The sequence below is a fragment of the Thioclava sp. NG1 genome (genome assembly GCF_003122275.1).
Classification (GTDB): domain Bacteria; phylum Pseudomonadota; class Alphaproteobacteria; order Rhodobacterales; family Rhodobacteraceae; genus Thioclava; species Thioclava nitratireducens.
On record NZ_QFBB01000003.1, the window covers coordinates 244909 to 265978 of the forward strand.

Below are 21070 nucleotides of genomic sequence, written 5' to 3' on the forward strand. Positions count from 1 at the left end.
CTGCGGGGCGTCAATCATCCGCACTGTCTCCGCCGCTATCGCTGCTATCGCTGCCCCCGCCATCGTCGCTGCCGCTGTCGTGGCTTCCGCCATCGTCGCTGCCGGCGCTGGACCCGCTGTCGGATCCGCTATCCGAGTCGCTGCCGCCATCATCCGACCCGTCGTCGGAGCCGTCTCGTCCGGATGTGGCGCCCTGTCCGGCATAGGAGCTCGATCCGTTCCCGCCCAATGGCGTGTCGTTCAGGATCGGCCTGCGGCTGGAGCGTGACAGATCGCGCAGGATCTCGCCGCTGCGCGGATCGAGGACGATCTCGCGCTCGACGCCTGCCCGGGTGCCGGTGATGCGCACGCGGCCCAACAGGGTCCGCTGTACGTCGATGCCATGATAGCCGTAATCTTCGAGCTGTCGGGTGACCGCCTCGCTTGCGCTCTCGGCACGGGCGAGGCCGGGCGCGAAAGGCACGCTCAACGCGCCGATCAACGCGGCCATCGCCAAGTCTCTGCCCAATCTCATCGGCTCCTCCTCCCGCGCGGATACGCGGCTCTTGCGGGGATTATGCCCGGCGCAGGGAGCGCCGGGCAAGTCCGTTCGGATCAATCGTCGTTGCTGTCATGCGAGCCGCCGTCATCCGACCCGCTGTCATGCGAGCCGCCGTCGTCGGAACCGCTGTCATCCGAGCCGCCATCGTCCGAGCCGTGGTCGTCCGAACCGTGATCGGAATCCGACATGGTGTGATCGCCGTCGCTGCTGTCATCCATGCCCTGATCGTCGCTACCGTTATGGTCGTCTTCGCTGCCGTCGTAGAAATCTTCCGATTGCTGACGGACGCTGACGCCCTGCGTCATGTCCTCGCCCGCGCGCGTCCGGTAGGTTTCCTGTTTCTGGATCTTGCCGGTCTCGCGGTCATAGACCACTTCGATCTTGGTGCCGTCGGGGTTGTAGCCCTCGGCCTTGACCTGGGTCGGGCCGACCTTGATCTCGATGCTGGTGAAGCCATTTGCCTGAAGATCGGCGGCGATGCCGTCCGTGGACACTTCAGCCTGCGCCATATGCGCTGAGACCGTGAATGCCGCGAGTACGGCGAGGGTAGATTTCATCTTCATCGTCTCTCTCCTCCGATGGGAATTGCGCCGCGGGCTGCGACGTCGGGGGAGAGGGTCGGCGGACAGGGCCCGCCGGTCCATTGACAATTGGGTTATGTCAGCACATTCGGCCTGCCGTTGCAGGACATAAACCTGAGTTTATGCCTGCATATCGAAGCCGAGATGCTTCGCGACGGCGAAAATGTCCTTATCGCCGCGCCCGCACATGTTCATCACGATGATATGGTCCTTGGGCAGATCGGGAGCGATCTTCATCACATGGGCCAGCGCGTGCGAGGGCTCGAGTGCGGGGATGATCCCTTCGAGACGGCAGGAGAACTGGAACGCCTCCAGCGCTTCCTTGTCGGTGATGTTCACATATTCCGCGCGACCCGTGTCATGCAGCCAGCTATGCTCCGGCCCGATTCCCGGATAGTCGAGCCCGGCCGAGATCGAATGCCCTTCGAGGATCTGCCCGTCCTCGTCCTGCAGCAGGTAGGTCCGGTTGCCATGCAACACGCCCGGACGCCCGCCGGTGAGCGAGGCGCAATGCTCCATCTTCTCGTCGACGCCGTGACCGCCGGCTTCGACGCCGATGATGCGCACGGATTTGTCGTCGAGGAACGGGTAGAACAGGCCCATCGCGTTCGAGCCACCGCCGATCGCCGCGATCACGGTGTCGGGCAGACGGCCCTCGCCTTCCTGCTCTTCAAGCTGCCAGCGCACTTCCTTGCCGATGATCGACTGGAAATCACGGACCATCGCCGGATAGGGGTGCGGACCGGCCACCGTGCCGATGCAGTAGAACGTGTCGCGCACATTGGTCACCCAGTCGCGCAGCGCATCGTTCATCGCGTCTTTCAGCGTGCCGCGGCCCGATTTGACGGGCACGACTTCGGCGCCCAGCAGGCGCATCCGGAAGACGTTGGGCGCCTGACGCTCGACATCGGTCGCCCCCATATAAACCACGCATTTGAGACCGAATTTCGCGCAGACCGTCGCGGTCGCCACGCCATGCTGGCCCGCGCCGGTCTCGGCGATGATCCGGGTCTTGCCCATGCGCCGTGCCAGCAGGATCTGCCCCAGCACGTTGTTGATCTTATGCGCGCCGGTGTGATTCAGCTCGTCGCGCTTGAGATAGACCTTCGCGCCGCCCAGCTCGTCGGTGATGCGGGGCGCGAAATACAGCGGCGACGGACGGCCGACATAGTGCTTCCACAGATCGTCCATCTCCGCCCAGAAATCGGGATCCGTCTTGGCCTTCTCGTATTCCTCTTCAAGCGCGAGGATCAGCGGCATCAGCGTCTCGGACACGAAGCGGCCACCGAAAATGCCGAACCGCCCATTCTCGTCGGGCACATTCATGAAGGAATTGATCAGATCGTCAGCCATGGCTCACCTCGCGCTTTTCGTGACGACGGGTCTAGCGTCAAAGCGGGGCAAGATAAATCCCTGCCCCGGCCTCAGACCAAAAATACTCGATTGCGCCGGGCCCGGCTACGCCCCGTCGGCCCCCTGACGCGCGGCGTGGACGAAGGCGCGGATTTTCTCGGGGTCTTTCACGCCCGGCGCGCTTTCCACCCCGGAAGAGACATCGACCTGCCGCGCGCCGGTCAGCAGGATCGCTTCGGCCACGTTTTCGGGCGTCAGCCCTCCGGCCAGCATCCACGGTTTTTCCCATTTGCGCCCGGCGATCAGCCGCCAGTCGAAGGAAAGCCCGTTACCGCCAGGAAGCTCCGCCTCTTTCGGCGGCTTTGCGTCGAGCAGAATCTGGTCGGCCACCGCCTCATAGTCCGCGATCTTCGGCAGATCGGCCGCATCCGCGACGCCCACCGCCTTCATTACGGGCAGACCGAACTTGGCGCGGATCTCGGATACCCGCTCCGGCGTCTCGGAGCCGTGAAGCTGGATCATGTCAAGCGGCACGGCGTCCGTGATCTCGGTGAGAAGCTCGTCGCTCGGATTCACAACCAACCCGACCTTGGCGATGCCGGGTTCCACCTCCTGCGCTAACTCGCGCGCCTCGGCGATCTCCAGATGACGCGGGGATTTCGGGAAGAAAACGAAGCCAACATAGCGCGCCCCCGCCTCGACGGCGGCGGCGATATCCTCGGCCTTGCGCAGCCCGCAGATCTTGACCCGGGCGAGACCCTGCGCGTTGCGGTCTATGGCGACGGTCGGCATCTCAGCGCGAGGGCTGGTCGAGCAGCGCCAGCACGTCGTCCTTCGGGCCGGTCTTGTCGTGGCGCAGGGTTTGAACCTCCGCCTCGAGCTTGCGGGCCTTGCGGTGCGACTGGCGGGCATCGCGGCGCAGACGCGCCTCGCGCGCCCATTCCCAGACGAAACCGATCAGCAGGCCGATCAGAACGCCCGCGAGGATCACGAGGAACAGCGGCACCTGAACAGCCCAGTCCCAGCCAAGGAAGCTGCCCGCCTCGAGCGGCAGCACCCGCAGCGTGACGATTTGACGATTGGCCAGCGCCAGTCCGATCAGGACCACGGCGAGCAGGCCGAGAAACAGCAGCCGAAGCGCTCGAATCATTAGCTCTTATTCCTCTTTCCCGTTCAGCCGGTCGCGCAGCAGCTTACCGGTCTTGAAGAAGGGTACATGTTTTTCCTCGACCTCAACCGCTTCGCCGGTGCGCGGGTTCCGACCGGTGCGCGCGTCGCGCTTCTTGACGGAAAAAGCCCCGAAGCCGCGCAGCTCGACGCGGTCGCCCGAGGCGAGCGCCTCGGTGATCTCGTCGAAGATCGTGTTCACGATCTTCTCGACATCCCGCTGGTAAAGATGCGGATTCTCCTCGGCAATCTTCGTGATCAACTCAGAGCGGATCATCTTGTTATCTCCCCCACGGGCTTGGCCGGGTGAGCTCCCGGCTCTCACATGCGTCAGAGTGCAATTATAGGACCAATCGGGTCAGCGCGGAACAGCAAAGACCCGGAAAATCCACGTAAAATCGAGCCCCTAGCGGTCTGCCGCCGATAGAACCGCCTTCGCAATCGCAGAAAATTGGCCGATCGCCCGCCCACGCGTCACCCTGTGCGCGAATCGCTGTTGCACATCGCCAAGCCTTTGCAGGAACGAAAAAGGCCCCGCCAAACGGCGGGGCCTCCGGTTGGACCGAGCGGTCCGATCTCTTACTTGTCGCCCTTGAGCGCGGCGCCCAGGATGTCGCCCAGCGACGCACCCGAGTCCGACGAGCCGTACTGTTCCACGGCTTCTTTCTCTTCAGCGATCTCGCGCGCCTTGATCGACACACCCAGCTTGCGGGTCTTGGAGTCGACGTTGGTCACGCGGACATCGACGTGATCGCCAACCTGGAAGCGCTCGGGGCGCTGGTCGGCGCGATCGCGGGCGAGGTCCGAACGGCGGATGAACGACTTCATGCCGTTGTATTCCACCTCGACGCCACCGTCTTCGATCGCGGTCACGGTCACGGTCACGATCGAACCACGCTTCACGCCGTCAACGGCATCCGAGAACGTGTCGGCGTCGAGCGCCTTGATCGAGAGCGAGATACGCTCCTTGTCGGTGTCCACTTCGGTGACAGCGGCCTTGACCATGTCGCCTTTGCGGTAGTCCTGGATCGCATCCTCGCCACGCTGTTCCCAGCTGAGGTCCGAGAGGTGAACCATACCGTCGATGTCGTTCTCGAGGCCAACGAACAGACCGAACTCGGTGATGTTCTTGACTTCGCCTTCGATGACGGTGCCGACCGGGTGGGTCTCTGCGAAGACTTCCCACGGGTTGCGCATGGTCTGCTTGAGACCCAGCGAGACGCGGCGCTTCGCGGTGTCGATCTCGAGGACCATGACGTCGACTTCCTGGCTCGTCGAGACGATCTTGCCGGGGTGGACGTTCTTCTTGGTCCAGGACATCTCGGACACGTGCACGAGACCTTCGACACCCGGCTCCAGCTCGACGAACGCGCCGTAGTCGGTGATGTTGGTCACGCGGCCGGTATGCACCGAACCCAGAGCGTACTTCGATTCCACCGAGTCCCACGGATCCGACTGCAGCTGCTTCATGCCGAGCGAGATGCGGTGGGTTTCCTTGTTGATCTTGACGACCTGGACCTTGACGGTCTCGCCGATCGACAGGATCTCGGACGGGTGGTTCACGCGGCGCCATGCCATGTCGGTGACGTGCAGCAGACCGTCGACGCCGCCCAGATCAACGAACGCACCGTATTCGGTGATGTTCTTGACCACACCATCAACGACCTGACCTTCGGAGAGGTTGGCGATGACTTCGGCGCGCTGTTCGGCGCGGCTCTCTTCGAGGATCGCACGACGCGAGACAACGATGTTGCCACGACGACGGTCCATCTTGAGGATTTGGAACGGCTGCTTGAGACCCATGAGCGGGCCAGCGTCGCGCACCGGGCGCACGTCAACTTGCGAGCCGGGCAGGAACGCGACAGCGCCGCCCAGATCGACGGTGAAGCCGCCTTTGACGCGACCGAAGATGGCGCCTTCGACGCGCTCTTCCTTGGCGTAAGCTGCTTCGAGACGATCCCATGCCTCTTCGCGGCGGGCTTTCTCACGCGAGATCACGGCTTCGCCGCGGGCGTTCTCGACGCGGTCGAGATACACTTCGACTTCGTCGCCGACTTCGATCTGCGGAGCCTCGCCGGGGTTGGCGAATTCTTTCAGTTCGACGCGGCCTTCCATTTTGTAGCCGACATCGATGATGGCCTGGCCCGCCTCGATGGCGATGACCTTGCCTTTAACAACCGAACCTTCGTTCGGGGTGTCGATTTCGAGGCTCTCGTTCAGAAGGGCTTCGAATTCGTCCATGGTTGCATTTTGCGACATGCGTTCAGATTTTCCTTTTCATCTTCGGTTTTCTGGCCTTGCGGTTGGCTCCGCCGGTCTTTCGTTGGAATGTCCGTGCTGCAATAGCGCACAGGCCGGGTGAGTCCCGACCTGCCTCAGACCGCGCCGATATAGGCGCGATCAACCATTATCGCAAGCATTTATTGCGTCCTGAGCAGGCCGTGGCGGCCTCTCGCTCAACCGTGGCTCGCACTGGCGAGAGCGGCCTTGACGTCGCCCAGCATCCACGACGAAAGCGGGGAAGCGCTGGCGGGATAGGTCGCGATCACCGATCCGTCGCGGCCCAGCAGCACCTTGTTGAAGTTCCAGCTCGGCTCGAACCCCTCGGTGTCATGCATGTAGCGGTAGAACGGATGCGCCTGCGGCCCCTTCACCTTGGCCAGCTGCGCCATCGGCAACTCGGCCCCGAAGGTCAACGCGCAATAGCGCTTGGCCTCCTGCGCGGTGGAGAGTTCCTGATGGAAATCGTTCGACGGCACGGTCAGAACGACCAGCCCGTCGCGTCCGTAGGTCTCGGACAGTTTCTGCAACTCGGTGAACTGGGGCGCGAAGCCGCATTTGGATGCGGTATTGACCACGAGCACGACCTTGCCACGAAAATCGGAGAGCGACACTTTTCCGCCTTCGACCAGATCGAAGGACAGATCGCCCGGCACCGGCGTCGCGGAGTGCGCCTTGACCTGGAGCGGTTCGGGAAGCGGACTGTCGGCCCACGCCGGAGCGGTCAGGGACGCGGCGCCAAGACAGATGCAGGCCAAAGCCAGGGGCAAGCGCATCGGACCTTCCTCATGTAGTTTCCACGTACCGCTAACGCAGCGAGGTGGGAAAAGGTTCACCATTTCGTGATTATATATTTCGGATGTTTCTTTTCCTCAATCGCAAATGCGATCGACGCGGCGATATTTCGGCACCGGGAATTCCGGTATTTCCATGGGATCACGGGGCTTTACGCCAGGGCGCACCGCTTCCGGTGCGGTGGTCACGCTGTCGAAATCGAGCGCGAGACGCTGGCAAATTCCGAGGCTTTTCTGCGCTATCGCCCCCAGATCGCTCAGATCGACCAGATGCCCGCCCTTTCGCGCGAAGCCCGTGACGCCGAAATCGAGCGGCGGATCGAGGCGCAAGCGCTCGGTGTCGGGACCGAAGAGCGTCGCACCGCCTTTCCAATCCCCGGCAGGTCCAAGCGCCACCTGCAGCTCGAACCGGCCCGGCGGCACCAGCAGGCGAAAGAACTCCCCACCCTGCGCATAGGCGCCCATCACGTCCTGCCCGGTCATGGCATCGCGCAGCACGATGTAGAGATCGCGATCCGGGGCGGATTTGATCTGCAACGGCATGGTGCGCGGCAGGTCCGTCTCGCTCCATAACAGCCCCTGCGGGCGCTCCTCGGCGGTCGCCTGAGAGGCTAGAACCAGCAAGAGGAGCCCCCAGCGCAGCATCCCTGCCCCCTAGTCCAGATCGCCCGCGCGGCGGGCCTCGATCTGATCGGCGGCGCGGGCGACCGCCTCTTCGATGCTGAGATCCGACGTGTCGATCACGAGCGCATCCACGGCCGGGCGCAGCGGACTGTCGGCGCGGCCCATGTCGCGGGCGTCGCGCTCGCGCACCTGTTCGAGCACGTCGGCCTCATCGCCACCCAGTTCCAGCCAGCGCCGATGCGCGCGCACCTCCGGCGAGGCGGTGACGAACAGCTTCACCTCGGCCTGCGGGCAGATCACCGTGCCGATGTCGCGCCCGTCGAGCACCGCACCGCCCTCTCGCGCCGCGAAATCGCGCTGAAACGCCACCAGAGCCGCGCGCACCTCGGGGATCGCGGCGACGATCGAGGCCGCCTGCCCCGCTTCCATCGTGCGCAGATCGTCGCGCTCCAGATCCTCGGGGCGGAGCGCCTTGGCCGCGGCGATGGGCTCCAGCCCCTCGGTCTCGGATTTCATGCCGACCGCGCGATAGAGTGCACCGGTATCGAGATGCGCCAGCCCAAACCGCTCGGCCACGGCGCGGCTGATCGTGCCCTTGCCGGCCGCGGCGGGGCCATCGATGGCGACGGTAAAGCGCATGAACGGTCCTTTCTTCTCACAGCGACGCGGACAGCCGCCCTGCCCGGCTCAGCCTTCGCGGACGATCTCCGCACCCAGCTGCGCCATCAAATCTTCGAAGATCGGGAAGGAGGTTGCAATGGGCGAGCCGTCATCGACCGAGACCGGCTTCTGCGCAGCCATGCCCAGTACCATGAAGCTCATCGCGATGCGGTGGTCGAGATGGGTCACGGCGGTGCCGCCGCCCGGCACGCCTTCGGGGCCGCAACCATGCACGATCAGCGTATCCTCGTCTTCCTCGATCTTGACGCCGTTGGCTTCCAGCCCGCGCGCCATCGCGTCGATCCGGTCGCTTTCCTTGACGCGCAGCTCATGCACGCCGGGCATGCGCGTCACGCCTTCGGCAAAGGCTGCGACGACCGAAAGAACGGGATATTCGTCGATCTGGGAGGAGGCGCGCTCGGCGGGCACGTCGATCCCGTGCAGCTTGGAATAGCGCACGCGCAGATCGGCCACCGGCTCGCCCCCTTCTTCGCGCTCGTTCTCGAAGGTCAGGTCCGCGCCCATCTCGCGCAACGTGATGAAGATCCCGTTGCGGGTGGGGTTCTGGCTGACGCCCGGCACCACGATCTCCGAGCCCGGCACGATCAGCGCCGCGCAGACCGGGAAAGCCGCCGAAGACGGATCGCGCGGCACGGCGACCTCCTGAGCCTTCAACTCAGGCTGGCCCTGCAACGTGATCACATGGCCCTGATCGGTCACTTCCGTGGTGATTTCGGCGCCGAAGCCGCGCAGCATCCGCTCGGTATGATCGCGGGTCGGGGTCTTCTCGATCACGACGGTCTGACCCGGCGCGTTCAGCCCCGCCAGCAGCACCGCCGATTTCACCTGCGCAGAGGCCATCGGCGTCGCGTAGCGCACGGGAGCGGGGCTCGGCGCGCCGAGTATGGTCATCGGCAGACGACCGCCATGACGCCCGAAAGCTTGCGCGCCGAACAGCCGGATCGGATCGGTGACGCGGCCCATCGGGCGTTTGCGCAAAGACCCGTCGCCGGTGAAGGTCGCCACGATCGGCGAGGTCGCCATCGCGCCCATGATCAGGCGCACGCCGGTGCCGGAATTGCCGCAATCGATGACATCCTCAGGCTCGGCAAAGCCGCCCACGCCCACGCCATGCACCGACCAGCTGCCGGGGCCGTGCTGCGTGACCTCGGCGCCGAAGGCGCGCATCGCCTTGGCCGTGTCGAGCACGTCTTCGCCTTCGAGCAGGCCGGTGATCTTCGTCTCGCCCACCGAGAGCGCGCCGAGGATCAGCGCGCGATGGCTGATCGACTTGTCGCCGGGAACCTCCGCCGTGCCCTTGAGGGGACCGCAGGCGTGCGAGGTCATTTTGATCGGTGTGCCGTGGCCGGACATGATGCCTCCCTAATTTCAACGCGCCCCTGTTAGCGCGATCTGGCGGGAGGCGGAAGGGCTCAGATCCGCCGATAGGTCAGGTAATGCGGCTTGCGGCCCTCACGCAGCGCTTTCTGTTCGTAGCGCGTCGAGAGCCAGTCCGCCCACGGTGTATCCCAATCGCCGGAAACCGACTGCGGATCGTCGAAATCGAAGGCGGCGGGCACCTCGAACAGCGGCTCGAATCCGGCCTGCGGGACTTCTTCGACCGTCTGGCGGACATAGTCGGGGATGTCGGTCGCCACGCGGAATTCCGATCCCGGTTTCAGCGCGCGGTGCAGCGGTTCGAGATGCTCCTGCGTCACGAAGCGCCGACGATGGTGCTTCGATTTCGGCCACGGGTCTGGATAGAGGAGAAACGCCTTCGAGATCGAGCCCTCGGGCAGCACATCCATCAGGTCGCGCGCATCGCCGGGATGGACCGAGACATTCGGTATCTTCTCGCGCCGCAGCTTACCCAAAAGCATCGCCACGCCATTGACGAAAGGCTCGCAGCCGATGAATTCCACGTCCGGATAGGTCTGCGCCATGTGGGCGAGATGTTCGCCCCCTCCGAAACCCACTTCGAGCCAGACCGGCTTGCCCTTGAACCGCATCTCCATGTCGAGCGGCTCGCGGTCGGGGTTCTCCTCCCAACCGACGGGACCGGGCAGACGGCCCGGCAGGTCCTCGCGCAGATATTCCTTCTGCGCCTTGTTCAACGTCTTGCCGTGGCGGCGACCATAGAAGTTGCGCCAGGGCTGTTCGGGGGTGTCATTCTCGCTCATGGGAGGGGCCTCTAGCGGCGTCTCTCGAAAGGTTCAAGCCTTCTGAATGAGGAACAGCCCCAAGCACATGAAGCCGATCCCCGCCCCGCGCATCAGAGTGATCGGCCGGACCAACGCGCCAAACAGTCCGAACTGGTCGATCGCGGCGGCGGCGATCATCTGGCCCAGCAGCACGAAGAACACCGCATTGCCGACCCCGAATTTCGGCGCGATGAAGGTGATCGAGATCACGTAGAAGGCAACGAGGAGCCCCGCGAGAAACAGATACCAAGGCTGCCCCGGCAGACGTGCGAGCGGCGCGGGACCGACGGTGAAGAGCATCACGATCACCGCCCCCGACAGCGCAACGCAGAACAGGACGACCGCCGCGACCGCAGGCGATGCGATCCGCGCGCCAAGCTGGGCGTTGAGTGCGGCCAGCACCGGAATCCCGATCCCGGCGGCAAGCATGATGGCGGCATAGCGCAGGGCGTCGGGCATGGTCTGTCTCCTGTTGTTTTGCGGCGGAGAGTGGCGCGGAAGGTCGGAAGGCGCAAGCTGGATCGCGAAGCGTTCGGTCTGTTCGTCTGCGCGCACGAACCGCTTGGGACGACCGCCCAAGGCCGCGCCCGACCCTCAGCACCATCCCCGCAAAAGCAAACGGGCAGAGGTTCCCCCTGCCCGTCGCAAATTCCTGAAAGCTCTCGCCTCAGACCGCCTTCTTCAGCGCCTCGACCAGATCGGTCTTCTCCCAGGAGAAGCCGCCATCGGCCTCCGGGGCGCGACCGAAATGGCCATAGGCCGCGGTGCGCTCGTAGATCGGCTTGCACAGATCGAGCGTCTCGCGGATGCCTTTCGGCGTCAGGTCCATCACTTGCGCCACGGCTTTCTCGATCACCTCATCGGGCACTTCGCCGGTGCCGAACGTGTCGACATAGATCGACAGCGGTTTCGCCACGCCGATCGCGTAGGACACCTGAATCACGCATTTGCGCGCCATGCCTGCCGCCACCACGTTCTTCGCCAGATAGCGCGCCGCATAGGCCGCCGAACGGTCCACCTTGGTCGGGTCCTTGCCCGAGAACGCGCCGCCGCCATGCGGGGCCGAGCCGCCATAGGTGTCCACGATGATCTTGCGCCCGGTGAGGCCCGCATCGCCATCCGGCCCACCGATCACGAAAGTCCCGGTCGGGTTCACCCACCATTCGGTCTCCGGCGTGATCCAGCCTTCGGGCAGCGTCTCGCGGATGTAAGGCTCGACGATCGCGCGGATATCATCCGAGGTCTGATGCTCGTGGGCATGCTGGGTCGAAAGCACGATCTGGCTCACGCCGACGGGGCGGCCATTCTCGTAGCGCACCGAGAGCTGCGATTTCGCGTCGGGGCGCAGCTCGGGCTCGGCGCCGGATTTGCGCGCTTCGGCCAGACGGCGCAGGATCGCGTGCGAATAATGGATCGGCGCGGGCATCAGTTCGGGGGTCTCGTCGGCGGCGAAGCCGAACATGATCCCCTGATCGCCGGCCCCGTCCTTGTCGACGCCCTGAGAGATATGGGCAGATTGCGGGTGCAGGAAGTTCGCGACTTTCAGCGTCGCCCAGTGGAACTCGTCCTGCTCGTAGCCGATATCCTTGACGCAATCGCGCACGATCTTGTCGATGCCTTCGAGATATTCGGCGAGCTTGGTTTTATCGGCCAGACCGACCTCGCCACCGACCACGACCTGATTGGTCGTCGCGAATGTTTCGCAGGCGACCCGCGCGTTGGGCTCTGCAGCCAGGAAAGTATCGAGAACGGCATCCGAAATCCGGTCACAGACCTTATCGGGATGCCCCTCCGAAACGGATTCGGAGGTGAAGACGTAATTCGCGCGTGCCATGAAAGGGTGCTCCGTTGTTGATATCCCCACCCCGTCAGGAAGCCGTTGGGGTGGTTCGGCTTTCTAGCTAGGAGCGCCTGCCGGTCGGGTCAATCGAAATACGCGTAAAGAGTGAAAGAAGCGCCAAAGCTGCAACAATCAGCGCGATGAACGGTGCGTCGCCCAGCTTGGAATAGAGCGTCGGCGGCAGGCTTGGCGGCAACGCCACGTCGAGCTTGCCCATCCGGTCGAGTCCGAGGCTCGCCGTGATCCGCCCCTTGGCGTCGATCATCGCTGTGACCCCGGTATTGGCGTCGCGCGCAAGCGGCAGGCCCTGTTCGATCGCGCGGAGCCGCGCCTGCGCGAAATGCTGATAGGGCCCGCTGAGCGTGCCGAACCACGCGTCGTTGGTGACCTGCAAGATCCAGTCGGGCCGCTGCGGGAAGCCGCGCAGGTCCTGCGGGAAGATCGCCTCGTAGCAAATGAGCGGCGCGACATGGCCGAGCTTGCCCAGATCGAGCAGTTTCTCCCCCGCCCCGGACGAATAGCCATTGCCGACCTGTGCGGCGAAGGCGGTGATCCCGATCTTAGCCAGCGCATCGCCGAAGGGCATGTATTCGCCGAACGGCACGAGATGGGATTTGTCGTAAAGCGCCTCGATCCGGTCATCGGGGGTGATGACGGCGAGCGAGTTGAAATAGCGGCTGCCTTCACTGCGCTGCACCCCCATCGCGAGCGGGATGCCCCCTGCCGCCTCGGTCGACATCTCGAGCCCGCCCTGCGGATGGTCGAGCAGGAACGGCACCGCCGTCTCGGGCCAGACGATCAGGTCGGGCTTGGGCTGACCGGGCGCGGGGTCGGCCTTCGTCAGGTCCAGCAGGCGCTGGAAGAATTTCATCCGGTATTGCGGCAGCCATTTCAGGTTCTGCGGCGCATTGGGCTGTACCAGACGCAGGGTGATCGGCTCGGGCCTCGGCGCCACCGGCGCGTTGAGCCGCGCCACCCCGCCGAGCCAAAGCCCGACCAGCACGACCAGCGCCGCGCCCACGATTCCGAGGGCGGCAGGCATCCGCATCCCGCGCGTCATCGCGGGTGCGCTCGCGATCAGCAGGGTGATCAGGCTCAGCCCCAGCGGCCCGACAAAGGCCGCCGCCTGCGCGACGGGCGAGCCGATCCAGATATGGCCGACCAGCACCCACGGAAACCCGGTGAAGACGTAGGAGCGCAGCGCATCCGAAGCCGCCATACCAAGCGCGATCCCGAGCGCACGCGAGCGCGGCCCCTGCCCCGCATAGGCCCCGAGCCCGTATCCGATCGCCCAGAATGCGCCCATCCCTGCGGCCATCAGGACCAGCGCGAAAGGCGCCATCCAGCCATAGACATCGGCCTCGACCATGAAAGGCTCGACGATCCAGAACATCGCGGCCAGCGCATAGCCGAAGCCGGTGGCGAACCCGATCCAGATCGTGGAGGCGCGCCAGCGTTCGGCGGAGGCGAACCAGACTGAGGCCGCCAGCGCGGGCAGCGCGATCCACCACAGACCGAGCGGCGCCTGCCCGGCGGCGAACAGAACACCGAAAAGCGCTGCCAGAGCCAAGCTCTGCCAGCGCGGGCGCAACGGTGCGCGAAAGCCCTCTCGGATGGTCGCGATCATGGGCGCGTCATAGCCCGCTCACTCGGCGGGCGCCACTCCCGGCAGACGTACGCGCAGACGTTTGATCCGGCGCGGATCGGCATCGACCACCTCGTATTCGACGCCGTTCTCGGTCACCACGACCTCGCCGCGCGCGGGCACCCGGCCAAGCTGCATGAAGACCAGACCGCCCATCGAATCGATCTCGTCATCGGCCTCCTCGTCGGAGAGCCGCATCCCGATCTGCGCTTCGAACTCGTTGACCGGCGCGCGGGCCTGCACGACCCACTGGCCGGGCTTTTCCTCGCGCCAATAAGCGTCGTCGGCCTCGTCATGCTCGTCCTCGATCTCGCCGATCACCTGTTCGATCAGGTCTTCGAGCGTGAGCAGACCGTCGACCCCGCCATATTCGTCGATCACCAGCGCCATATGGGTGCGCTGCACCTGCATCTTCTGCAAAAGCACGCCGATCGGCATCGACGGCGGCACGTAAAGGAGCGGACGGATCAGCTTGCGCAGCGAGAACCGGCCATTGCCCGATCCGAAGCCGTATTCCAGCGCCAGGTCTTTCAGGTGGACGAGGCCCAGAGGCGTATCCAGCGTTTCCTTGAAGACCGGCAGGCGCGAATAGCCGTGCTGGCGGAACTTCTCCACCAGCTCGTCGCGGGTGATGGAGACCGGAACGGCCTCGATCTCGACTTTGGGAATGGCGACATCGCCCACCCGCATCTTGCGCAGGTTCCCCAGCCCCAGCGGCGCTGGCGCGGGTTTGGGCGGCATTTCTACCTGTGGGGCCTCTTCTTCCATTGGGCGTTGCCCGAAAAAGCGGCTGAGCAACCCGCGCGAAGCGGGCTCCGAAGACTGACCGGGTTCTGCGTTTTCCGAACTACCGGTATTGGCGGAGGTAACTCCGTCGGCGACCTGTCCCATTGTTCCTTTCCGAAAGATGACGCGGAATGCGCCTAGTCTTACACATATGGGTTACGAATTCCTACGCTTTCAAGAAGCCGGATTTCGATTTGTTCCATAACTTGCGCATCTTCGTCGCGAATATGGTCATAGCCCAACAGGTGCAGCACCGCATGGATGAGCAGATGCAGCGCGTGATCTTCGACGGATTTGCCTTGTTCTTCGGCCTCCCGGGCGCAGGTTTCATAGGCGATCGCGAGGTCGCCGAGCTCGATCTCACCGAAGACATCGGGCGCGGGCGGTTCGGGATGCGCGCCGGGCTCTTCCGCGCCGCGTTCTTCGGCGGGCCAGCTGAGCACATTGGTGGGCTTCGCCTTGTCGCGATATTCGCCGTTCAGCTCGGCGATGCGCGCATCGTCGCAGGCGAGCACCGAGAGGCGGCAGAGCTCCGTCTCGATCCCGCGATCCTCCAGCACCAGTGACGCGGCGCGGGTCATCAGGTCTTCGAGCCCGACCGTCTCCCAGCGGGGGTCTTCGATCTCGAGGTCAATTTCCATCGGAATTCCCGCCTTCCGTGGCAAGCGTCAGATCGCCCACCTTCTGCCCGGCCTTGTCATAGACCAACACCTGCCCCCCATCGGTCACCACCACAGTATAGTTGCGCGCGAAGGTCACGGCCTCGGCCTGTGCGCCCTCGGGCAGCGTGATCGCGGCGGGCAGTTGCGGCAGCGGATTGGGTTGCTGCAAGCGGATGACAAGCAGCGCCACGATCGCTACAAGCCCGACGATCATCACCGCCGCAAGCGTGGTCACCAGTATCTTGAGAAAGCGAAGATCGGGTGGCAGCGTGGTGGCAGGCTCTTCGTCAGGCAGGTCGGACATGAATAAGGAAATCCTCAGCATCGAGATCGGACCCGGCATGGGTCCCCGCCTTGATAAGGCCTTGGCGGCGGCTGTGCCAGAGGAAGCGGCGCTCTCGCGCTCGCGCCTGGCGAAACTGATCGCGGAGGGCTCGGTCAGCCGCGAGGGCGTGGCCGTGACCGATCAGAAGACCAAGGTCGCCGAGGGCGAGGTCTATCAGATCGCGCTGGAGCCTCCGAAAGAGGTCGAGACCGTCGCGCAGGACATTCCGCTGGAAGTGCTGTGGGAGGATGACGACCTGATCGTCGTGAACAAGCCCGCGGGCATGGTCACGCACCCCGCGCCGGGCACGCCCGAAGGCACGCTGGTCAACGCGCTGCTGCACCATTTCGGCGGGAATCTCTCAGGGATCGGCGGTGAGGCGCGCCCCGGCATCGTCCACCGCATCGACAAGGACACGTCGGGGCTGCTCGTCGTCGCGAAATCGGACCGGGCGCATCACGGGCTCGCCGCGCAATTCGAGGCGCATACGGTTCATCGCCATTACCGCGCGCTTTGCCACGGCGTCCCGCAGGCTTCCGATCCGCGGCTGCGCGGACTGAACGGCGTCAGCTTCGAGCAAGGCGGCGTGCTGAAGATCGTCACGCAACTCGCCCGCCACAAGACCGACCGGCAGAAACAGGCGGTGGTGGCCCATGGCGGGCGGCATGCCGTCACCCGGGCCCGCACGATCGAGGATTTCAACGGAACGGCGGCGCTGATCGATTGCTGGCTCGAGACCGGGCGCACCCATCAGATCCGCGTCCATATGGCCTATGCGGGGCACGGGCTGATCGGCGATCAGACCTATGGCGGCAAGCGCAAGATCTCGGAAAAAGCGGTGGGCGCGGCTGCGGCAGAGGCCGTCCGCGCCTTCCCGCGTCAGGCGCTCCACGCGGCGACGCTGGGCTTCGTTCATCCCGTCACCGGAGAGGAACTGTCCTTCGAGGCGCCCCTGCCCGACGACATGACCGACCTGATCGACGCGCTGCGCGCCGCCTCCATGCCCCCTGCAGGCGGCACCGCCCCGTGAACGTCTGGTGGGCGGAGCTTCTGACGCTGCTGTTTCACTTCGGCAGTCAGGCGCTCGCGCTGCTGCGCGTGTTCACCCGTCCCGACAAGCCGCCCGCGGTGCGCGCAAGCTGGACGGTGCTTATCCTGTCGGTGCCGTTCCTCGGCGTCATCCTCTACATCCTGATCGGGGAGACGCGGCTCAACCAGCGCGTCGCGCGCAAGCTGCAGGCGACGGTCGCCGCCCTGCCCGCCCCCGATCCGGTCGAGCCCGCAGACCTCGACGCCATCTCCCCGGCCTATCGCGCAGCCTTCGCCCGGGCCGCCGCGATCAACGGCTACGCGCCGAGTAGCGGCGATGCCATCGCCTTCCTGCCCGACCCTGCCGATCAGCTCGAACCGCTGATCGCCGATATCGACGCCGCCAGCCGAAGCGTGCACCTCATCACCTATATCTGGCTGACAGACCTGACCGGCATCGCGATGGCCGAGGCGCTGACCCGTGCGGCCGAACGCGGGGTGACCGTGCGCGTCCTCGTCGACGGGCTGGGCGCGCGCGGCTTCATCAAGTCGCGCCACTGGAAGGCGATGAAGAAGGCCGGAGTGAAGACCGCGATCGCCTTTTCCTTCCGCTGGCCGCTGTTCAAGCTCGCGACGATGCGGATCGACCTGCGCAACCACCGCAAGCTCGCCGTGATCGACGGGCATGTGGCCTATACCGGTTCGCGCAACATCGCCGACCCGGAGTTCCGCATCAAGGCGCGCTTCGCGCCGTGGAAGGATGTCATGCTGCGGATCGAGGGGCCGCTCGCCGCCCAGCACCAGCACATCTTCGCGACCGACTGGGTGACGCATAGCCGGGAGGAAATCTCGGACCTCGTGATCCCCACTCCCGCCGCGCCGACCGCGCGGCCCGGAACGGCGGTCGCCTTCGCCACGGGGCCGATGCTGGACACGCGCGGGGTGCCGGATGTGTTCCTTGCGGTGATCGGGGCCGCGCGCGAGACGCTGACCCTCTCCACCCCCTATTTCGTGCCGGGCGAGGAAATCGCCTCCGCCCTGCGCGCCGCCAAGCGCCGGGGGGTGCGGGTGCAGGTGATCGTGCCGAGACGCAACGACTCGCGCTTCGTCGCCCATGCCGCGCGCAGCTTCTACCCGGTGCTGGCCGAGGCGGGCGTCGAGATCTGGGAGCACGGGCCGGGCCTGCTGCACGCCAAGACACTGCTGGCCGATGGCCGCGTCGCGATCCTCGGCTCGGCCAATCTCGACCGCCGCAGCTTCGAGCTGAATTACGAGAATTGCGTGCTGATCGAGGATCACGAACTCGGTCTCGAACTTGGCGAACGCCAGCGCCACTGGATCGCGCAGGCCCGCCGCGTCGGACCGGAGCGGATCGCGGAATGGCCCCTGCACTGGAAAATCATCAACAACCTGATGTCGGTGCTCGCGCCGATCTTGTGAAGCGTCAGATGTTTTTTTACACATCCGCGACGGAAATCCCGTTACGATACGTTGATCTTTCTATGCGACTGCGTCAGGGCGGCTTTCGGTGAACCAATCCGCACTGCCTTGCGTTTCTTGAAAGAACGGGGGGCGATCCCCATATTGAGCAGCCGCCAAAAGGGAGACATGGGAGACGATGACGAGCTACACGAACCTTCCGGCCCCGAGTCCTGAGCAGGGGCTGAACCGCTACCTTCAGGAGATCCGGAAGTTCCCGCTTCTGGAGCCGGAACAGGAATATATGCTGGCCAAGAGCTGGGCCGACCACCAGGACACCGATGCCGCGCACCAGTTGGTGACGTCGCACCTGCGTCTCGCCGCGAAGATCGCGATGGGCTATCGCGGTTACGGCTTGCCGCAGGCCGAGGTGATCTCGGAGGCGAATGTCGGTCTGATGCAGGCCGTGAAGCGCTTCGATCCCGAGAAGGGCTTCCGCCTCGCGACCTACGCTATGTGGTGGATTCGCGCCGCGATCCAGGAATACATCCTGCGCTCGTGGAGCCTCGTGAAACTGGGCACCACCTCGGCGCAGAAGAAGCTGTTCTTCAACCTCCGCAAGGCGAAGTCCAAGATCGGCGCCTATGAAGACGGCGATATGCGCCCCGAGAACGTCAAACAGATCGCGTCCGATCTGAACGTGACCGAGGAAGAAGTGATCTCGATGAACCGGCGGATGTCGGGCTCGGACGCCTCGCTGAACGCACAGATCGGCGCGGGTGACGAAGGCGGGGCCGCACAGTGGCAGGACTGGCTCGAAGACGAGGATGCCGATCAGGCCGAGGCCTATGCCGAGACCGAGGAGATGGAAGCCCGCCGCGAGATGCTGATGGACGCGATGGACGTTCTCAACGACCGCGAGAAGGACATCCTGATGCAGCGCCGCCTGCGCGACGATCCCGTCACGCTGGAGGAACTCTCGGGCGTCTATGACGTCTCGCGCGAGCGTATCCGCCAGATCGAGGTGCGCGCCTTCGAGAAGCTGCAGAAGCGCATGACCGAACTGGCACGGGAAAAAGGCATGAACGTGCCCGCGTAACCCGCGAACAGTAACGAGTGCGAAAGTATGTCGCCGCTCCCTTTCCGGGGGCGGCGATTTTCTTTGCGCCGCGCCGCATAAGCATTACCTTCGCCCCGGATACGAGCACGAAAAGAGGGAGAGAGACGATGCAGGTGTTGAACTGGGGAATCCTCGGCACCGCGAAATTTGCGCGCGAACATATGGGCAGGGCGATCCATGCGGCTGAGGGCGCGCGGCTGGCGGCGCTCGCGACGTCGAGCCACGAAAAAGCCGATCCGTTCAAGGCCTTCGCGCCCGATCTCAAGGTTCATGACAGCTATGACGCGCTGCTCGCCGACCCCGGCATCGACGTGGTCTATATCCCGCTGCCCAACACGCTCCATGTCGAGTGGACGAAGAAGGCGCTGGCGGCAGGCAAGCATGTGCTGACGGAAAAGCCGATCGCGATGGAGGCCGAGGAGATCGACGGGCTGATCGAAGCGCGCGACGCCGCCGGGAAATTCGCGACCGAGGCCTACATGATCGTGCATCACCCGCAATGGCGGCAGGTGCGCGACTGGCTCGATGCCGGTGCAATCGGAGAGCTGCGCCACGCCGATGTGGCCTTCACCTTCAACAACCCCGACCCCACCAATATCCGCAACAAGGCGGATATGGGCGGCGGCTCGGTTCCCGATATCGGCGTCTATGCCTATTCCTGCGTGCGCTTCGCAGCCCGGGCCGAACCGGGCGATCTGCGCGCCGTCATCCATCGCGAGAACGATGTCGACACGTTCACGCAGGTCACGGGCGAGATGGTCAGCGACAAGGGCCGCTTCACCTATGGCGCGCTGACCTCGACCCGGCTGCATCCGCGCCAGGAAGCGGTCTTCCAGGGCTCCGAAGGTTTGATCCGCCTCACCTGCCCGTTCAACGCGAATGTCTTCGATCAGGCGGAGGTCACGCTGATCCGCAAGGGCAAGCCGGACGAGATGATCCGCTACCCGGGCGTGAATCAATATGTGATCCAGGTGGAAGCCTTCATGCGTCATGTCACCGAGGGCGCGCCCTATGCGTGGACACTTGAAGATGCGCGCGGCACACAGGCGATGATCGACAAGGTGTTCGCCAGCGAACAGGGATAGCGCAGGCTCGCACAGGGAACAAAGCACGCGTGACGGGGTTCAGGACGAATGAAATCAGACAGTTCCCAAAGTGACGCGCAGGGCGGGTCCGACAACGGCAGCGGAAAAGCCCAGAACAACGCCGTGCGCGAACGGCACGAGGAGCGCTCGGTGAAGCAAGCCTCGCGCCTCTCCGCGCGGTTGATCTACGCCGTGATCCGGCATGACGGCGACGAAGAGCTGAACCGCCCGCTCACCTCTCTCGTGTGGTCGGGGCTCGCGGCGGGCATCCTGATCAGCCTCTCGGTCATCGCGCAGGCGAGCCTGCATGCGCGGCTGCCCGACGAAAGCTGGCGGATTCTGGTCGAGTCCCTCGGCTATTCGGCCGGGTTCATGGTGGTGATCTTCGGGCGGATGCAGCTGTTCACCGAGAACACGATCACCACCGTCCTGCCGGTGGTGGCAGAACGGTCGCTGACATGCCTGCTGAAAATGCTGCGGCTCTGGGCGATCGTGCTTGCGTCGAACATTCTTGGCTGCGCGATCGCCTCGGGGTTCCTGAGCATTCCCCATGTCATCCCCGACGAGATGACCGACAGCCTGCTGGCCGTGGCGCGCCACGCGACCGACGGCGACATGGGACAGAACTTCTACCGCGCGATGCCGGCGGGCATCATCATCGCCGCCGTGGTGTGGATCATGCCCGCGGCGCAGGGCAGTTCGTTCCTCGTGATCCTCGCGATGACATGGCTACTCGCGGCCTCGGGCTCTGCGCACGTCGTCGCGGGCTCGGTCGAGGCGGGGCTGCTTGTCTGGAGCGGCCATATGAGCCTGACCGAGGCGATCAGCCGGTTTTTCTTCCCGGTTCTCGCAGGCAATGTCGCGGGCGGCACGGCGGTCTTCACGCTGCTGACATGGGGTCAGGTGAAGAACGAGGTGATCGGCGAGCACGACGAGGCAAACGGCGAGTCCTGAGCCG

The 21070-nt window shown here is 64.8% G+C and carries 23 protein-coding genes and 1 riboswitch; of the genes, 5 read left to right on the plus strand and 18 right to left on the minus strand.

Translation table 11 applies throughout. The features are described from left to right. Positions 1-10: 10 nt before the first annotated feature. The 18 genes from DEM26_RS06750 to DEM26_RS06835 form a co-directional block, all read right to left on the minus strand. Positions 11-514, minus strand: a complete 504-nt coding sequence (locus DEM26_RS06750; protein ID WP_146194437.1) for a hypothetical protein — start codon at positions 512-514, stop codon at positions 11-13. A gap of 80 nt (positions 515-594) precedes the next feature. Then, positions 595-1104 carry a PepSY domain-containing protein gene (locus tag DEM26_RS06755; RefSeq protein WP_158275093.1) on the minus strand — a complete coding sequence of 170 codons (510 nt, stop codon included), beginning with the start codon at positions 1102-1104 and terminating at the stop codon, positions 595-597. Positions 1105-1242: 138 nt separating this feature from the next. Then, positions 1243-2475: a tryptophan synthase subunit beta gene (gene trpB / locus DEM26_RS06760; protein WP_109171998.1), complete on the minus strand. Its 1233-nt coding sequence runs from the start codon at positions 2473-2475 to the stop codon at positions 1243-1245. A 105-nt stretch (positions 2476-2580) separates the two neighbouring features. After that, positions 2581-3267, minus strand: a complete 687-nt coding sequence (locus DEM26_RS06765) for a phosphoribosylanthranilate isomerase (RefSeq protein ID WP_088724375.1) — start codon at positions 3265-3267, stop codon at positions 2581-2583. Position 3268: 1 nt separating this feature from the next. Beyond that, the gene (locus DEM26_RS06770; RefSeq protein WP_233243041.1) at positions 3269-3625 is read right to left on the minus strand and encodes a lipopolysaccharide assembly protein LapA domain-containing protein; all 357 of its coding nucleotides are present in this window, start codon (positions 3623-3625) and stop codon (positions 3269-3271) included. 6 nt (positions 3626-3631) lie between these two features. Next, complete coding sequence (ihfB, locus tag DEM26_RS06775) at positions 3632-3919, minus strand: integration host factor subunit beta (RefSeq protein WP_075774953.1); 288 nt, start codon at positions 3917-3919, stop codon at positions 3632-3634. A 302-nt stretch (positions 3920-4221) separates the two neighbouring features. After that, complete coding sequence (gene rpsA, locus DEM26_RS06780; protein ID WP_075774954.1) at positions 4222-5901, minus strand: 30S ribosomal protein S1; 1680 nt, start codon at positions 5899-5901, stop codon at positions 4222-4224. A 197-nt stretch (positions 5902-6098) separates the two neighbouring features. Then, a complete protein-coding gene (locus tag DEM26_RS06785; RefSeq protein ID WP_109171999.1) occupies positions 6099-6698 on the minus strand; it encodes a glutathione peroxidase in 600 nt (199 codons plus the stop codon). 96 nt (positions 6699-6794) lie between these two features. After that, the gene (locus tag DEM26_RS06790; RefSeq protein ID WP_088722849.1) at positions 6795-7361 is read right to left on the minus strand and encodes a hypothetical protein; all 567 of its coding nucleotides are present in this window, start codon (positions 7359-7361) and stop codon (positions 6795-6797) included. Positions 7362-7370: 9 nt separating this feature from the next. Then, positions 7371-7979 carry a (d)CMP kinase gene (locus tag DEM26_RS06795; RefSeq protein WP_088722850.1) on the minus strand — a complete coding sequence of 203 codons (609 nt, stop codon included), beginning with the start codon at positions 7977-7979 and terminating at the stop codon, positions 7371-7373. A gap of 48 nt (positions 7980-8027) precedes the next feature. Next, positions 8028-9374, minus strand: coding sequence for a 3-phosphoshikimate 1-carboxyvinyltransferase (aroA, locus tag DEM26_RS06800; protein WP_088724378.1), 1347 nt, complete (start codon positions 9372-9374; stop codon positions 8028-8030). 59 nt (positions 9375-9433) lie between these two features. After that, positions 9434-10180: a tRNA (guanine(46)-N(7))-methyltransferase TrmB gene (trmB, locus tag DEM26_RS06805; RefSeq protein ID WP_109172000.1), complete on the minus strand. Its 747-nt coding sequence runs from the start codon at positions 10178-10180 to the stop codon at positions 9434-9436. Positions 10181-10213: 33 nt separating this feature from the next. Beyond that, the gene (locus DEM26_RS06810; protein ID WP_075774959.1) at positions 10214-10660 is read right to left on the minus strand and encodes a DMT family transporter; all 447 of its coding nucleotides are present in this window, start codon (positions 10658-10660) and stop codon (positions 10214-10216) included. 208 nt (positions 10661-10868) lie between these two features. Continuing rightward, positions 10869-12035, minus strand: a complete 1167-nt coding sequence (metK, locus tag DEM26_RS06815; RefSeq protein WP_088724379.1) for a methionine adenosyltransferase — start codon at positions 12033-12035, stop codon at positions 10869-10871. Between the two features lie 7 nt (positions 12036-12042). After that, a riboswitch (SAM-SAH riboswitch) is annotated at positions 12043-12092 on the minus strand. Positions 12093-12102: 10 nt separating this feature from the next. Then, positions 12103-13668, minus strand: coding sequence for an apolipoprotein N-acyltransferase (lnt, locus tag DEM26_RS06820; RefSeq protein WP_109172001.1), 1566 nt, complete (start codon positions 13666-13668; stop codon positions 12103-12105). Positions 13669-13686: 18 nt separating this feature from the next. Further along, positions 13687-14577 carry a hemolysin family protein gene (locus DEM26_RS06825; RefSeq protein WP_075774962.1) on the minus strand — a complete coding sequence of 297 codons (891 nt, stop codon included), beginning with the start codon at positions 14575-14577 and terminating at the stop codon, positions 13687-13689. Between the two features lie 38 nt (positions 14578-14615). Beyond that, entirely contained in the window at positions 14616-15113 is a 498-nt protein-coding gene (gene ybeY, locus DEM26_RS06830; RefSeq protein WP_109172002.1) for an rRNA maturation RNase YbeY, read from the minus strand. After that, a complete protein-coding gene (locus DEM26_RS06835) occupies positions 15103-15438 on the minus strand; it encodes a DUF6476 family protein (protein ID WP_109172003.1) in 336 nt (111 codons plus the stop codon). The genes ybeY and DEM26_RS06835 overlap by 11 nt, the downstream gene beginning before the upstream one ends. Here DEM26_RS06835 and DEM26_RS06840 point away from each other — a divergent pair. The 5 genes from DEM26_RS06840 to DEM26_RS06860 all read left to right on the plus strand — a co-directional run bounded on the left by DEM26_RS06840 (position 15437) and on the right by DEM26_RS06860 (position 21066). Beyond that, positions 15437-16489, plus strand: coding sequence for an RluA family pseudouridine synthase (locus DEM26_RS06840; protein WP_075774965.1), 1053 nt, complete (start codon positions 15437-15439; stop codon positions 16487-16489). The genes DEM26_RS06835 and DEM26_RS06840 overlap by 2 nt on opposite strands. After that, complete coding sequence (cls, locus tag DEM26_RS06845; protein ID WP_109172004.1) at positions 16486-17928, plus strand: cardiolipin synthase; 1443 nt, start codon at positions 16486-16488, stop codon at positions 17926-17928. Before DEM26_RS06840 ends, cls begins: the two co-directional genes overlap by 4 nt. 178 nt (positions 17929-18106) lie before the next feature. Further along, the gene (rpoH, locus tag DEM26_RS06850) at positions 18107-19006 is read left to right on the plus strand and encodes an RNA polymerase sigma factor RpoH (protein WP_075774967.1); all 900 of its coding nucleotides are present in this window, start codon (positions 18107-18109) and stop codon (positions 19004-19006) included. A 128-nt stretch (positions 19007-19134) separates the two neighbouring features. Then, positions 19135-20112 (plus strand): Gfo/Idh/MocA family protein, encoded by a 978-nt coding sequence (locus tag DEM26_RS06855; protein WP_109172005.1) that lies wholly within the window; start codon positions 19135-19137, stop codon positions 20110-20112. Positions 20113-20160: 48 nt separating this feature from the next. Continuing rightward, a complete protein-coding gene (locus tag DEM26_RS06860) occupies positions 20161-21066 on the plus strand; it encodes a formate/nitrite transporter family protein (RefSeq protein ID WP_109172006.1) in 906 nt (301 codons plus the stop codon). Positions 21067-21070 lie beyond the last annotated feature (4 nt).

Excerpts from the sequence above, each read along its gene's own strand:
- DEM26_RS06750 (WP_146194437.1), bottom strand. The coding sequence starts at position 514 with ATGAGATTGGGCAGAGACTTGGCGATGGCCGCGTTGATCGGCGCGTTG.
- DEM26_RS06755 (WP_158275093.1), bottom strand. The coding sequence starts at position 1,104 with ATGAAGATGAAATCTACCCTCGCCGTACTCGCGGCATTCACGGTCTCA.
- trpB (WP_109171998.1), bottom strand. The coding sequence starts at position 2,475 with ATGGCTGACGATCTGATCAATTCCTTCATGAATGTGCCCGACGAGAAT.
- DEM26_RS06765 (WP_088724375.1), bottom strand. The coding sequence starts at position 3,267 with ATGCCGACCGTCGCCATAGACCGCAACGCGCAGGGTCTCGCCCGGGTC.
- DEM26_RS06770 (WP_233243041.1), bottom strand. The coding sequence starts at position 3,625 with ATGATTCGAGCGCTTCGGCTGCTGTTTCTCGGCCTGCTCGCCGTGGTC.
- ihfB (WP_075774953.1), bottom strand. The coding sequence starts at position 3,919 with ATGATCCGCTCTGAGTTGATCACGAAGATTGCCGAGGAGAATCCGCAT.
- rpsA (WP_075774954.1), bottom strand. The coding sequence starts at position 5,901 with ATGTCGCAAAATGCAACCATGGACGAATTCGAAGCCCTTCTGAACGAG.
- DEM26_RS06785 (WP_109171999.1), bottom strand. The coding sequence starts at position 6,698 with ATGCGCTTGCCCCTGGCTTTGGCCTGCATCTGTCTTGGCGCCGCGTCC.
- DEM26_RS06790 (WP_088722849.1), bottom strand. The coding sequence starts at position 7,361 with ATGCTGCGCTGGGGGCTCCTCTTGCTGGTTCTAGCCTCTCAGGCGACC.
- DEM26_RS06795 (WP_088722850.1), bottom strand. The coding sequence starts at position 7,979 with ATGCGCTTTACCGTCGCCATCGATGGCCCCGCCGCGGCCGGCAAGGGC.
- aroA (WP_088724378.1), bottom strand. The coding sequence starts at position 9,374 with ATGTCCGGCCACGGCACACCGATCAAAATGACCTCGCACGCCTGCGGT.
- trmB (WP_109172000.1), bottom strand. The coding sequence starts at position 10,180 with ATGAGCGAGAATGACACCCCCGAACAGCCCTGGCGCAACTTCTATGGT.
- DEM26_RS06810 (WP_075774959.1), bottom strand. The coding sequence starts at position 10,660 with ATGCCCGACGCCCTGCGCTATGCCGCCATCATGCTTGCCGCCGGGATC.
- metK (WP_088724379.1), bottom strand. The coding sequence starts at position 12,035 with ATGGCACGCGCGAATTACGTCTTCACCTCCGAATCCGTTTCGGAGGGG.
- lnt (WP_109172001.1), bottom strand. The coding sequence starts at position 13,668 with ATGATCGCGACCATCCGAGAGGGCTTTCGCGCACCGTTGCGCCCGCGC.
- DEM26_RS06825 (WP_075774962.1), bottom strand. The coding sequence starts at position 14,577 with ATGGGACAGGTCGCCGACGGAGTTACCTCCGCCAATACCGGTAGTTCG.
- ybeY (WP_109172002.1), bottom strand. The coding sequence starts at position 15,113 with ATGGAAATTGACCTCGAGATCGAAGACCCCCGCTGGGAGACGGTCGGG.
- DEM26_RS06840 (WP_075774965.1), top strand. The coding sequence starts at position 15,437 with ATGAATAAGGAAATCCTCAGCATCGAGATCGGACCCGGCATGGGTCCC.
- DEM26_RS06835 (WP_109172003.1), bottom strand. The coding sequence starts at position 15,438 with ATGTCCGACCTGCCTGACGAAGAGCCTGCCACCACGCTGCCACCCGAT.
- rpoH (WP_075774967.1), top strand. The coding sequence starts at position 18,107 with ATGACGAGCTACACGAACCTTCCGGCCCCGAGTCCTGAGCAGGGGCTG.
- DEM26_RS06855 (WP_109172005.1), top strand. The coding sequence starts at position 19,135 with ATGCAGGTGTTGAACTGGGGAATCCTCGGCACCGCGAAATTTGCGCGC.
- DEM26_RS06860 (WP_109172006.1), top strand. The coding sequence starts at position 20,161 with ATGAAATCAGACAGTTCCCAAAGTGACGCGCAGGGCGGGTCCGACAAC.